A 14198-nucleotide genomic window follows, 5' to 3' on the forward strand; every position below is an offset into this window, starting at 1 on the left:
GTTACTAGTCTTGGTGCTGTTCACACTCTATTTCCCGCGACAACTAGCCCTCGCTGCTACATAGTCCGCCAACAAACAAGCGCCATACCCACTTGCCCCTGCAGCAGCATAAGCGGTCTCTGATTTGTACTGGGATGTGCCTGCCATATCAATGTGCGTCCATGTCATATCCTCAGCTACAAATCGGCGTAAAAACAACGCAGCTGTTATCGCCCCCGCCAATGGCAATGAGCTTGTATTGTTTATATCCGCATAGTCGCTGTGCAAATAACATTCGTATTCGTCCATTAATGGCATCGGCCATAATCTTTCTCCACACTTCTCACCTGCTTCTACCAAGTACGCGCTCATTTGTTCATCGCCCCATATCCCCGCGATTCCAAGTCCTAGCGCAGCGCCAACATTACCTGTCAGCGTCGCAATGTCGATAACTTGCTTCGCTCCCAGTCGCTCTGCATGCAGCAATGCATCTGCGAGTATGAGCCGCCCTTCGCCATCTGTATTACCTACCTGCACCGTCATGTTATTCGGATAATGTATAATTGAAGAGGGCAACATCGCTTTGGCGTCAGGCACATTTTCCGCGATTGGGATTAACGCCACTATATTTACTTTGAGCTTCTTCGATACGATAATGTCTAATGCACCAATTACAGCGGCTGCTCCCCCCATATCCATTCGCGCATCGCTAATATCGTTGCCATTCTTGATGTTCATACCACCCATGTCAAATGTGATTCCTTTGCCAACCAGTGCAAGCAGCGGCAGTTCCGGAGCCGTTGTATAACGAACTTGGAGCATTACTGGCTGGTGGGCGCTTCCTGCACCAACTGCAATTAAGCCGTTCATCTGGTGTTGAACCAGTTCTTCTCCTTGATACACACAGGTTTGCACACCCTCAGCAGCGTTGAAATGCGACACGATGCGCTCGACAAATTCCCCGGGAAATAGCGTGTTTGCAGGTTCATTTACGAGGTTACGCGCCAATATATTACCTTGGGCACGAATTTTGGCTGTATGCACCGCTTGCTCCATCACTTGTACAGACAATGTCGAGAACGATCCGGTGTCTACCTGTAAATACACAGGCTGAGGTTCTGGTGATGCTGTCTTGTACTGATGAAATTGATAGCTTCCAAGGAGCCAGCCTTCGGCCCAAGCTGTCAGCCAGTCTTCCGCTGGTATCCCAAATAATGTTCTTATACGTGCTGATACTGGCATCAGATAAGCGCTCGCAAATCCTTCTACCTGAAGCTTGCGTGCAGCCGAACTGGCAGCCCGCTTCACCGTTTCGCTTGTGCACACTCTTCGATTGCCCATGTAAATGACCATTATGGTCGGCTCCTCAGCGGAACGACTGTAGAACAACAAATGATCTCCCACCCTCAACTTCCCCGCTGGAAGTGGCAAATGGAAATCTTCGCTGTCATCATGTATATATAGCTGTACAACTGCAGCATCACGGCATCTCTCTGCAACTACAATCATTCGGTCTTCCTCCCAATTGTTCAATCGAAGTCCATTCGGCATCCCATATCACGATACAGCAGTGCCTGTATACTGCTGATTGTGCACGCCTCTTACACCCATTCAAACACCGCTTCTCGTTCACCCACAATCAAGCCGCCATCATTGTAGATGGTATTAGGAACAATTTCGTACAGCCTAGCAATCGTATCTGAATTATCATAGCCAATCCGTTCTAGAATTGAAGCGATTATACATGGCCATACCTGCTCTGATCCATCAGATACCTTTAAAGCGATACCAAGCCGTTCTTTTCTCAAGCCGATGCCGTATACTCCCTTTGCTCCGCCCTTCGCCGAAATATTTGCATCCTTCAAAAGCGCCGAACAAACAAAGTGAGTATCCGCAATCATAGTCGGATATTCGTTCATCAGTGTGGCTATCCGCTCCGCGGCCCCGCGGATATTATGTTCATGAATCAAATCAGGACAAGCAAGTTTCAAATAAGCGCGGCCAATCGTGTGCAGCGGAACAGCATGAATCGGTAAACCACAACCGTCTATGCCAACCGCTATCCGCTCCTTAGGAACCTCTGTCATTGCAGCAATCACCGATAGAATCTCTTGCTGAACAGGATGCTCCGGCTTGTAATAAGACTTCTCGTCCCAATCCATATGTTTACACAGCGCAAGGAGTCCCATATGCTTACCTGAGCAGTTGTGAAAAATACGGCGCTTCGTCTCGCCGCGTTGAATTCGTTCCGCCTTTGCTTGTTCATTAAGGGGAAGCGAAGGGCAGCAATATAGCTGCTCTTCCGATATGCCCGTCTTTCGTGCGATCGACTCCAATGCCGCAATATGAAAGGCCTCTCCTCTCTGTGAGGCCGCAAATAGAGAGGCCTCTTCTCCCGTCAGGCCATATACATGTTCAATCCTTCGCTTCATGACGGGGATCGCCTGGAATGGTTTGGCTGCTGACCTCAAAAATACGACATGGTCAGGATCGCCCGCCTGATAGACAACTTCCCCACGTTCATTAACTATGCAAACTGCACCGTAATGCACATTTTCCAGCACATCTGCACGATACTCTTTTACTAACTCTGTAAATGCCTTCATGCTTGCGACACCTCCATCTTTTTTGTTCCTCTACTTCGGCGCGAATCTGAGTCTGGAATGTTCATCCAATCTTTTATAGTTGTACAACAATTCCTTATTGCCTAAATATTTTCCTGCCTGTCTACTAAATGTGCCTTTCAAAAATGAATCTTCTGATCTATTTTCACGACCAAAAATTAAAATTCATTGATTTATCGCACGCGCTACCCTAATATTTTCATTAAGGAATGCGTTTTCATGAACAGAATGGAACCGAATACACAAAGACTTACAGGAGGCGCCAAATGAAATGGAATCACTTTAAGTCCAAGCTTCTGCTCAAGTATATTATTTCTTATTTGTCGATCTGTCTCATCCCGTTGGTAATCCTGACTGTCTTTATATATCAAAATGCTGTCAACAACCTCCGTTCCGAGATCGAACAAACAAATGTGAACCAATTAACTCAAGCTAAAAAGTCAATCGACGATCGGATGAAAGAGCTTCAGAACATTGCGACACGTATCGCTTTTGATGAACAGTTAAGCTCTTATCAGGTTCATCATCCTTATTTCAGCAGAGACGCGATTAGCGCTCTAGATAAATACAAAGTGACAAGTGCTATCATCGACGAACTGTTCCTCTATTTTAGAGGAGACAAAGTCATCTATTCATCTCAGGGTTTAACAGACCTGGACGTATTCACCAAGTCTTATATGTTCCACAATTGGACGAAGGAAGCATTCGTTCAAGACTTAAACAATATGAATGTTCCAACGATGCGTCCAGCGGAATTGGTAAATCGGAACTCGGTGCAGGAATCCAAGCTTGCTTATTTGGTACCGATAACTCCCAATAGTCCTTATCCACACGGCACTATCATGTATTGGATAAATGAGTCTATGCTTACTGACCTGATTGAGTCCATCTTGGATAATTTTCAAGGTAACAGCTACATCTTTGATACAAACGGTCAGGTTTTGGCCGCTAACAATCATGGTACCTTGAATTCCAAACAGGATATTAAGCTGCTATCCGCACTTGGCCCTGGGATTCACAACACGATGCTGAACCATGAACAGCATTCCGTCGTCTCGATTAAGTCGGAGGTAAATGGCTGGACTTATGTGACATCCATGCCAAGCGCCCAGTTTTTCAGTCGCATTTTCCATATCCAGACGATCATTGTGTATGTGTTCTGTATTGTAGTGCTTGCAGGCACTGTTATTGCCATTATGCTGGCTAGAAGGCAATATCATCCGATATTTAATCTGATGCAGTTCGCCAAGTTGAACACGGAATCAGTATCCGGAATTCCTTCTCCATCGAGCAATGAGTTGGAATGGATTCAAAAAACGCTGCACGACTATAGCTCTCGTGTTGACATTCAAGAACCGTACGCTCGCAATCAATTTTTGTTTATGATGTTGAAACATGGTAATTCGAGCAGCCTGAATCCAGATTTAATGGACAAACTCGGCATCCATTTAGATCGTTCCCACCACTTTGTCATTCATATGGGATGGGACGGGACGCCAGGACTTCAAGACGACCTTCATGAGCGACAGGTTATTATGGAACTGCTGACCGAAGTAGAAATTCCAGAATATGAAGCCCATGCTTATGGCATCGAGCTGCCGCAGCCTGACCAATTGGCTCTTCTCATCAGCTTTACTACTGAGCTGGCCATACCGGTGAACACTCGTATGGAACAGATCGTTGAAGCACTACGCATCAGCGTGATGGAAAGCTCCAATCTGATTCCTGCAATCGGTGTAGGCACCTGTTACACAGCATTGGAGCAATTAAACCAGTCCTACATTGAAGCTTCATCTGCATTCGAATGCCGTATGGTCAACGGCAAAGGCAGTGTCACCTTCTTCGATAAGCTTTCCTATTCGCAGGATCATGCGTTCTGGATACCGAAGGATGTGCTTTTGAAGTTAGCCCAAAGCCTAAAACAAGGCAGCCACGATGTTGCCATTCATATGGTCGGAAATGCACTTGCTAACGTAAAAACCGAAAAACTGACTGTACCGTTGCTGCGCTGCATCTGCTTTGATATTTTAAACACAATGCTGAAGACAGCCTCGGAGATGGGCATCAACGATGTCGTGCAGGACCTGCCAAATGTTACTTCCTTTGATTCACTGGAAGAATTGGAGCAGAAGCTGCTGCGGCTCGCGGCCCAAATCTGCTCGCAAGTGGAACAAAAAACAGTTAAAGAAGAACGTTCCTTAATGGATCAGATCGTCGCATATATCGATGAGCACTACACCGACTACACACTGAGTCTGGAAACGATCTCGGTCAAGTATGCGATTTCATCCTCCTACTTCAGCCGCTCATTCAAGGAGAAGGTCGGCACGAACTTCTCTCAATACATTTGGCAGAAGCGCATGGAGGAAGTCATTCGTCAATTGTTGACGACTACGGATTCACTCAAGGACATCATCAACCGTGTCGGTTATCTGGATACGCCTAATTTTATCCGCAAGTTCAAGAAAGAGACAGGCCACACACCTGGGCAATACCGCAAGCTCTTTGCTTCCGACGAGATTGCCAGCACAGTCGAAGACTGTTAGCGTGATATGTATGACCTGTTAAGTCAAATCCCCGAGATGAACGCTCATCCCGGGGATTTTATTCTTTAACAAACTAGGGGGTAGTTTGTGAAGAAAGCTTAAAGATGTACTTCCTACTTGTACTTATCCTTGCTTCCAACGATCATATGCAGCTTGGTAGATTTCAGCGACGCGTTCGCCGCCCATCTTCTTACATGTCTCGAGATACTTATCCCAGTTGGCGAGCGGCTCTTGCCCAGTAACAAACTTTGCTTCCATTTGCTTGACGTAAGTATCAAGATCGGACAGCTTAGCCGATGCTTCGCTTTGTTCATCCTGAGATAGATATACACTAGGGAACGGTACTTTGCTAATTGGATCTATCTTCTCAGATGTTTCTTTCTTCAACCAACGTGCAAAGTCGTCTTCGAAGCCGCGCTTCGTATCTTCATTGCTGACTTTTGGCAGTACCACACCATAATCCGGTGTTAATGTCGCACGGTATTCCTCACGGTCTTTACCGCCAGGCACTTCCAACTTCTCTTTCGTAAAATCAGCTTTATTCGTATATTTCCACAATACGCCTTCTGGTCCGCTGCTAATCAGGTCCGCACCTTCTGTTGAGTAAAGGTAATCAACCCAACGCATCGTTGCTTCCGGGTGCTTGTTCTTGTTGGTAATTGCAAATACGCCTCTGACAAGTCCAGGGTGCTTTGCAGCTACTGGCGAACCGACTACTTCACTTTTTACAGGTGCATACATTGGATCATCTTGGCTTGGCTCGCCACCTAATGTAAAGTAAGCATGGTAGTCAGAGAATAAGGCCACTTGGTTGTTTTTCCCTTTTGCTTTCTTCTGCTCGTCCGTTTGCGAGAACGTTTCTTTATCAAGCAAGCCGTCGTTCCAGAGACGGTTCAGGAATGTGAGATATTCTTTGTATCCAGGTTCCATCGGCGTGTAGTGCACTTTATCTTCTCTGTCTGCATAAATTTGTTCATTAAAGATGCCCCATGAGCCTAGCAGCCACATCCGCACATCATCAAGCTTGACGGACACAAATGGAATTTCATCTTTCTTACCGTTGCCATTCGGATCTTCATCTTTGACTCGTTTCAAATAGGTATACAATTCTTCCGTGGTGGAAGGCACTTTATCCATGCCCAATGCTTTTAGGAACTTCCCGTTATACCAGATTGGACCACGATACCAGCCAGCATCAAGATCAATGTTCGGCAAAGCGTAAATGTGACCATCTGGTGTTGTGATAGACTTGCGGATGTCAGGATGCTCATCCAGTATCTTTTTCAGATTAGGTGCGTACTTATCGATCAACCCTTCGAGCGGAATGAGTACGCCTTGACCACCGTAATTTACTTCATCAGCTGCTTTCAACTGACCGGAGAAAAATACGTCAGGATAATCACCACTTGCAAATACAAGGTTGCGCTTCGTATCAAAGCTGTCTAGCGGCGCATTGCGGAAATCAAACTTAATGCCTGTTTTTTCTTGCATTTGTTTGAAGAATTCCATGTCCTGCCAGTTCTGCATCCCTACGTCTTGCCCCATCATCGTTAACGTGATTGGCTCCTTAACGATTGGGAAGCCATCCATATTCAGATTGGCGCTTGCCTCACTGCCTGTGCTTCCATTCTCCGCAGCTTTGTCGGATGAACCGCCGCAGCCAGATAATAACGAGATAAGAAGAGTCATGGATAATAACATTGCCCATATCTTTTTATGTCCCATGACAGCATTGCTTCCTTTTGGCATGTAAAGATCCTCCCTTTTGTGTGGTCTTTCTTGCAATTGACAAGCATTTATAATAATCATAGGCACTGGCCTACGTTATTACCTAGCCTCGTATTTCAATAGTACAATTGCCTACAGACGATGATGCATAGACCAGCGTTGGCTGAACTTCTGTTAGGATATCGATAACTTTACCCGTAAAATCAGCCTTTTACAGATCCAATCATCACCCCTTGTACGAAGTAGCGCTGCAAGAACGGATAGACAGCTACCACCGGCAAGGTTGATACAATTATGACCGCATATTTCAAGAGTGATGCCGCATCCGCTTTATTATTCAGCGCAGAAGCTACCGATGCGTTGATCGCAGCGCCGGTTGTTTCGGCCGACATCTCTTGCAGAACAAGAATTTGGCGCAGAATCATTTGCAGTGGATACTTTGATTCCTCGTTCAAATAAATGAGTGCACTAAAGTAACTGTTCCAGTGTCCTACACCGTAGAACAAAGCCATAACGGCAATAATCGGCGCAGACAGCGGGAGTACGATTTTAATGAATAAGCGCATATTGGTACAACCGTCAATATGTGCCGCTTCTTGCAGCTCTTTTGGTATAGTCGACTGGAAAAACGTTCTCGCCACAATGATGTTCCACACTGAAGCTGCACCAGGTAAAATAAGTGCCCACATGCTGTTTATCATACCTAAATTTTTGACTAACAGGTAACCTGGTACCAAACCGCCGCCAAAGAACATCGTGACCATAAACATCCCCATAAAGAATCCACGTCCGACGAAGTCGCTTCGACTTAAGCTGTAAGCCGCTGGCAAGGTCACAAACAAGTTGACTAACGTTCCTACGGTCGTATACAGAATCGTATTTCCATAACCAGACCATATTTTTGAATTTTCAAATACCCTTAGATACCCTTCAAATGTAATGCCTTTCGGTAATAGCCACATTTCACCTGAATTTACATACTTCGGATCACTTATAGACGCGCTTATGATATACAGTACAGGATACAACACGATAAGAAGTGCAATCGATAAGTAAATGTAGTTTAATATAACGAATATTTTATCTCCTCTTGATTCCTTTACAGCTACGGCTGCCATATAGCCACCCTCCTTCTACCACAAGCTGTTGCCGGTGCGTCGTGCGATTTGGTTAACGGTAATCAGCAAAATTGCGTTTACGACTGAGTTAAACAATCCTACTGCAGTTGAGAAGCTGTATTGTGCATCTACAAGACCGGAACGGTACACAAAGGTGGAAATGACGTCAGATGCACCCATATTAAGCGAGTTTTGCAGAAGCAAAATTTTCTCAAAGCCTACACCTAGAATGCTGCCCATATTCAAAATAAGCAGAATCGTAATCGTAGGCGTAATGGCCGGAATATTAATATGCAAAATCCGTTTAAATCGGCTTGCACCGTCCACAATTGCCGCTTCATGAAGCTGAGGATCAACACCCGATAAGGCAGCGAGATAAATAATCGTTCCCCACCCAGTCCCTTGCCAAACACCCGACAACACATACAAGGTTTTAAACCAAGCCGGTTCCGTTAAAAAGTTGACAGGATCAAATCCTAAAAACTGAATAATATGATTGATAATGCCAGTAGACGGCGACAAAAATGTGATAATAATTCCCGCCATAACAACGACAGAAATGAAATGTGGTGCATAAGTAATCGTTTGTACGCTTCGTTTGAAGAATCCATCCTTTACCTCATTAAACGCTAAGGCCAAAATAATCGGCAGTGGAAACCCAATTGCTAACTCGTATAAACTAATGCTGAGCGTATTCCACAACAAATCCCAGAAGTAATACGATTCAAAAAATCGTGTAAAGTGGTCGAATCCAACCCATGGACTACCCCAGATTCCCTTCGTTGGGATAAAGTTCTTAAAGGCAATCTGAATGCCGTACATCGGACCATAATGGAAAATAAGGAAGTAAAGAAATGCTGGCGCTATAAATAAGTACAGTTCCCAGTTCTGAAGCATCCTCTTCCACACTGTCTTGTTGTTCTTGCCTGGATTCTGAATCACGTTGGCTGCTCCTTGTGCGTTCTCTTGCATCGTGTCCACTCCCTCCTTTCAAATGTTAGGCTTTCTCTTTTCTCTGTATATCTCTCCATCAATCTATAATGGAAGCAGCTAGCCTTCATTATAGAAAGCGGTTACAACATGATGTGAAATCGTTGATATGTTCCAAAACGATGTCCATCAACTACACCTTGTTGCTTGGCTTTCAACAGTCAAGCTATTTAAGATCGCATCGTTGCTAGCGCTTACATTGACAATTGTAGGCCACTTCTTTGCACAACGTAAATATGTCGTTTTCGCTTCGTGCTTTTGATAGCCATAACCCTTGGTACATAAGGATTTTATGGACTTTTAACACTCAAATGACAACGCTTCCTCTGAGGCTGAATGTGTTTATTTTGTTGTCAATAAGCCGAATTTGCACTCGCTTTTGCCACATCAAAAAGCGTCAATTGTCACAATCCCTCGTGACAATTGACGCTAAAAAGAACATTATTTATTTGCGATTAGGTTCGCCGAAAAACATTTCGTGTGCCAGCGCGGTCTGGACATGGGACTCTTCTGACGTTAACTTCCGAACCAGTTCCATCTCCACCTCTGTTACTTCTTCGCCTTGAAAATTAATCTCTGCAATCGAGGCCACAATCTTTACGATCGCAACAGCCACATTTGCAGAACTATAGGCAATGACTTTCTGGCCTGTCGGGAAGATACGCAGTCCCGTTTTTTTCATTTTGCCGCGTCCATACTCCAGCAGCTCGTACAATTCCTGATCAGTCTTGAATTTACAAACAGAATTAAATTCCGTAGAGAATCCCATCTTCACCGCTCCTTTACTGTTCTTCTTTCTATTGAACCATGAATACAGAAAAGAAGGCAAACCGAACGTCTGCTACCTGCGTTCAAGAAATAAGGGATGCCCTGTCCAACATCGCTGATTAGAACCAACCTGCCACTGTCTGAGCTAATAGATATACACAAACTTCTGATGTTATATAGATATGCCTTGCATTTTACGAATAGAAATCAGCATTTCTCTTGTACCCGAACGTTGCACTGGACCTAACGCAACGAAGACGGCCGCGGCCGTCTTCGTTATCTATGTGAACCGCTGCCAACTGGCAAGCAGCGAAGAACACTGTGTATTCATTGGCCTCATGTACTAAACAAAAACAGTGTGACTTGCATCCAACGTTTGTACTAACTAGAACTGAGTTTCCTAATCCCATTTTGTAGAAAGCCGCTCTCGCTCATTATTAGATCAACTTATGGCTGCTGCCTCTTGGCATCAATTAGACGTTGAATACGCTGTGTCATGTGCTGTTGAAGCTTGGCTGTCTGCTCAGTGGACAGCTGATGATGCTGGACTTGCTCATGAAGCTGATTCTCCATCTCTAACGTCATCGCTCGCGTTAGTTGATCTGGCTGAATCCCCTGATCGCTTGCATACTCACCTAATGACTTTCCGTTCTGAATGGCTTGACGTAAAGCATCCTGTCCTAGTCCAAGCATCATTAACTGTTTGCTGACGTTAACCGTTGCAGCAGGCTGCTTACTTGGGGCTGAATCTGTACGCTGGTTTGGTGTTCCTGTTCTTATTGTGGGTTTATCTTTCGATAATGATAATGTAGATGCAGTTGTCTCCGCATAAGCGTTAGCTGGAATCATCATACCTAACAAAATCGTAATGGCTATAAGTCTAGCGTATTTCGTCATAACTTACTTCCTCCTCAGCTAATAGTTCGATTGTTTATCTTATGATCCATGAAGGTAGGGTAATATCCATTCAGTTGATAGGCAATGCCAATGAAAATAGGGCCGTACCGTGTTAACCAAGATCTGCTCAGATATTTCACTGAATAAGAATAAGTATATGGTTCACATCTTAACTAAACATGAGTCCAACCTTAAAAACATATAAAAATAGCGTACAACAGATAGAATTCACGCTCTCCATTGTACGCAAAGTTAAGTTATCGTTATCCGTTATTTACGCATTAGGCTCCGCCTTCTTCATTGGCTGTCCGTGCTGGCCATCCCGATTATCGTGATGCCCCTCAATCCATCTGTCCATGTGTGAAAGTATTCTTGCTTTAGTCCGTACACCTTCCTCCGCGGTCAATTTGCCACCCGTTACTTCTACTTCGACTCGCTGCTCAACCTGCGATTTGAACAGCAATCTAAGCTTCTTTTTGCTTACTCCTTTAGCTGCCGCCATGTCGCCAAGAGAATGTCCTGCTGCAGCTGCTTTTCTTACCTCTGCCTGACTAAGACCAATCTGTCCTAATACAGCATGCAGGGAGTCTTTAAAAATTTTCCGTTTGCTTTCTTGCTTTGCCAACTCTGCAAGACTATGTTTGCGATCAATCATCCGTTCCAGCTTTGCTGTCATAGATGCCTTAATTCGAGCCGCTTTCTCGTTTGTAATTGTGCCCTGCTGCAGCTCCTGCTGTAGCTGCCGCTCCAACTGGTCACTCAGTGCTTGTAAAAGTTGGCTGCGCGATACGCCGTTTGCAGCAGCGTATTCGACTAATGATTGGCCTTTGGACATAGCTTTCTTCATTGCATCTTCACCGAGTCCAAGCGATACGAATGCCTTATCGATGTTCATCATTCTGACCTTTCTGGCGCCGTGCATCTGCTCTGTATCGGTCACCTTGTCAGAAGGTTGTGCAGCTTCGGCAAAGTTTACTTCTGGCGTACTATTCTTTGCCCAAGCATCAATAGGCAGCAGCACACTAACTAAGGCAGCCACCAACAACAACCGCACGTACTTGTTCATTCTCATTCCTCCTGCATCACTTACTCATGGCGTTATGGAAATATCTAACCACGGCATAGCATTAGCGTTAGCCGGCCTTCTTAATAAAACATGAGTATAAAATTAAATTTCATTAACGTACACAAGAGCGTAGTAAACGGGCATAAAAAATACCCCTTATGTGGATGCTGGTTGTACTCATCCAGCTTGTCGCCCACATAAGGAGTATTATTGTTAATTGTGTGTATAATAAGTGCAGTTAATAGAAATTAAACACTTTCATAATGAAGCTGCTGCTTCGCCTCAAAACGATCAAGCGCAAGCTGGATCAATTGATCCAACAAATCCTGATAAGGCAGGCCGGTTTCTTTCCACATAAGCGGATACATGCTGAATGGTGTAAATCCAGGCAGCGTATTTACTTCATTAATAAATACTTCCATATCCGAACGGCGTACAAAGAAATCAATACGCGCCAAGCCTGAACCGTCAATAGCACGGTAAGCCTTTACTGCCAGCTCACGAATACGCTCCGTCAGCTCACTGTCTATCGGCGCCGGAATCGCCATGCTGGACTTGCCATCTGTGTACTTTGCCTTATAATCGTAAAATTCGTGTGCGGAAATAATCTCACCTGGCACAGAAGGTTTAGGCTCGTCGTTGCCCAGTACACTCACTTCAATCTCTCGTGCATCTACGAACTCCTCCACAATCACTTTGCGATCGTATTGCAGGGCCAGTTCAATGGAGGCAATTAACTCCGTGCGATTACGAGCCTTGGATATACCAACCGATGAGCCCAGATTCGCTGGCTTAACAAAGCAAGGATAGCCTAGCTCCGCTTCAGTATGAAGCAGCACCTGTTCACGCTCACGTTTCCACTCGCTTACAATAAAGTGAACGTACTTGCATTGTGGAATATCGGCATGAGCAAATGCCTGCTTCATAAAGGCTTTGTCCATCCCTACAGAGGAAGCAAGCACGCCTGCTCCTACATACGGCAGGTTCGCCATCTCAAATAAGCCTTGAATCGTACCGTCTTCTCCGTTAGTACCATGCAGCAATGGGAAGATAACATCAAGCGTCTTGCTCGGTGCCGTTTCTCTGCTGCTATCCAAGCCCGCAAATAGCAGTTCCATTGCTCGTACAGTTCCACCACTCGAAGAAAGAAGCGTGAGTTCCGATATGTCCTGAAATGGTGCATGCCGCGGCTCGCCGACGCGCCATTCGCCCGACCTTGTAATAAAGAAAGGTACAAGTTCGTATTTGTCATAATCAAATGCTTTCATAACCGCAAAAGCAGTCGATAATGATACCTCATGCTCTCCCGACTTGCCGCCGTACACGATGCCGACGCGCATTACTCTTTGTTGTCCCATAAGTCCCTCCGTCAGCGCTGTAGCGCCAATAGTTCTCTCTTATGACGTCTATCCGTCCTGCCCGCTACCAGCCCGCTAATCGGAACGTGTCCAGCCTGTTCAGTCAGAAGAAGTCAGTTATATGAAAAAAGCGATACTGAGTCGCTTCTGTCCATGCATAGGAATCTTGATAATCCCAATAACGGTGCCTGCTGTTGTTCGTATGTGCGTTAACAAGCGGCATTCCATTCTTATCAAATGCGGTCACAATCGTATTGTGCTGGTAGTGGCCGTCGCCATCCCAATCATAAGCAATGACGTCACCCAACTGCAGATCACTAGCATGCTTAACAGCCACAGCCCGCAGCCCAGTCGTACTGGAGGTAAGAAGCCGCTCCATGCTGTTCGATACGGCCCAACTGTAGCTCCAGCCTTCACTGCCATTCACCATGCCTTTATACCACCAGCCCGATTCTCTCCTACCAGTATAGTTCATAGGCGCCCCGCCTGCAAAGAGACATTGGGAGACATAATTGGTGCAATCGACCTCAAATGACAAAAATCTCGGGTTAGGCTCATTCCACCACTGTTCAGCATACTGAACAGCCTTCTCCCTAAGGTAAGGCGAAGATTTTACCGTCTTAACGGACCCTAGAACATCCATATTCAAGTACGGCAGCGGAGGTGATAACTGCCCCTGTTCACGTTCTGTCCCCAGTTGTATATTGCGCACATGCCGCTCTATCTGAGGATGATCAATCTGCGAGATAATCCAGCTTTCCCCCTCTCTCGTCAGTGTGATTCGCTCTCGATCAATACGTTCTTCTACAAATGTTGTTCCCTGCTGCTCTGCCTCTCGCTGTACATGGAACTCCATATCTACCGTCACTTCGCCCTCTCCCTCTCGAGTTCGGACCAGCTTCGCTTTGGTTTGGCTTTTGAGAGGAGAAGTGTCGCGTTCCCGATACCAAAGTTTTAAACGTCTGCTTCGTTCACTCATTCGCAGTGTGTAGTCCATATCGGTAATTGGGGCATGGAGTGTCTGATGCCGATCGTCCACCTCATGCCGATTATGCTGGTCTACATATAAATAGAGCGTATTTTTCCATGCCTGCCGCATCATTCACGCCTCCTTGTTCCGCGTC

At 45.4% G+C, this 14198-nt stretch carries 11 protein-coding genes; 1 reads left to right on the forward strand and 10 read right to left on the reverse strand.

Annotation, left to right across the window (positions count from 1 at the left end; translation table 11 throughout):
* Positions 1-27 precede the first annotated feature (27 nt).
* Positions 28-1530 (reverse strand): M17 family metallopeptidase, encoded by a 1503-nt coding sequence (locus tag MH117_RS13725; protein WP_239329319.1) that lies wholly within the window; start codon positions 1528-1530, stop codon positions 28-30.
* Between the two features lie 50 nt (positions 1531-1580).
* A complete protein-coding gene (locus MH117_RS13730) occupies positions 1581-2585 on the reverse strand; it encodes an asparaginase (RefSeq protein ID WP_239329320.1) in 1005 nt (334 codons plus the stop codon).
* Positions 2586-2869: 284 nt separating this feature from the next.
* Here MH117_RS13730 and MH117_RS13735 point away from each other — a divergent pair, with 284 nt between their 5' ends.
* Complete coding sequence (locus MH117_RS13735; RefSeq protein ID WP_239329321.1) at positions 2870-5149, forward strand: helix-turn-helix domain-containing protein; 2280 nt, start codon at positions 2870-2872, stop codon at positions 5147-5149.
* Between the two features lie 123 nt (positions 5150-5272).
* On the opposite strand, the gene MH117_RS13740 is transcribed toward MH117_RS13735, so the two are convergent.
* The 8 genes from MH117_RS13740 to MH117_RS13775 form a co-directional block, all read right to left on the reverse strand.
* Positions 5273-6898 (reverse strand): extracellular solute-binding protein, encoded by a 1626-nt coding sequence (locus tag MH117_RS13740; RefSeq protein ID WP_239329322.1) that lies wholly within the window; start codon positions 6896-6898, stop codon positions 5273-5275.
* Positions 6899-7080: 182 nt separating this feature from the next.
* Positions 7081-7995 carry a carbohydrate ABC transporter permease gene (locus MH117_RS13745; protein WP_239329324.1) on the reverse strand — a complete coding sequence of 305 codons (915 nt, stop codon included), beginning with the start codon at positions 7993-7995 and terminating at the stop codon, positions 7081-7083.
* A 15-nt stretch (positions 7996-8010) separates the two neighbouring features.
* Positions 8011-8967, reverse strand: coding sequence for an ABC transporter permease (locus tag MH117_RS13750; RefSeq protein ID WP_239329325.1), 957 nt, complete (start codon positions 8965-8967; stop codon positions 8011-8013).
* Positions 8968-9430: 463 nt separating this feature from the next.
* Complete coding sequence (locus MH117_RS13755) at positions 9431-9754, reverse strand: hypothetical protein (protein ID WP_239329326.1); 324 nt, start codon at positions 9752-9754, stop codon at positions 9431-9433.
* Positions 9755-10200: 446 nt separating this feature from the next.
* A complete protein-coding gene (locus tag MH117_RS13760; protein WP_239329327.1) occupies positions 10201-10650 on the reverse strand; it encodes a hypothetical protein in 450 nt (149 codons plus the stop codon).
* 274 nt (positions 10651-10924) lie between these two features.
* Positions 10925-11716 (reverse strand): hypothetical protein, encoded by a 792-nt coding sequence (locus MH117_RS13765; protein WP_239329328.1) that lies wholly within the window; start codon positions 11714-11716, stop codon positions 10925-10927.
* A 248-nt stretch (positions 11717-11964) separates the two neighbouring features.
* The gene (locus MH117_RS13770; RefSeq protein WP_239329329.1) at positions 11965-13074 is read right to left on the reverse strand and encodes a D-alanine--D-alanine ligase; all 1110 of its coding nucleotides are present in this window, start codon (positions 13072-13074) and stop codon (positions 11965-11967) included.
* A 103-nt stretch (positions 13075-13177) separates the two neighbouring features.
* Positions 13178-14173: an amidase domain-containing protein gene (locus tag MH117_RS13775; RefSeq protein WP_239329330.1), complete on the reverse strand. Its 996-nt coding sequence runs from the start codon at positions 14171-14173 to the stop codon at positions 13178-13180.
* Positions 14174-14198: the final 25 nt, after the last annotated feature.

Source organism: Paenibacillus sp. ACRRX, assembly GCF_022346885.1.
GTDB lineage: Bacteria > Bacillota > Bacilli > Paenibacillales > Paenibacillaceae > Paenibacillus_B.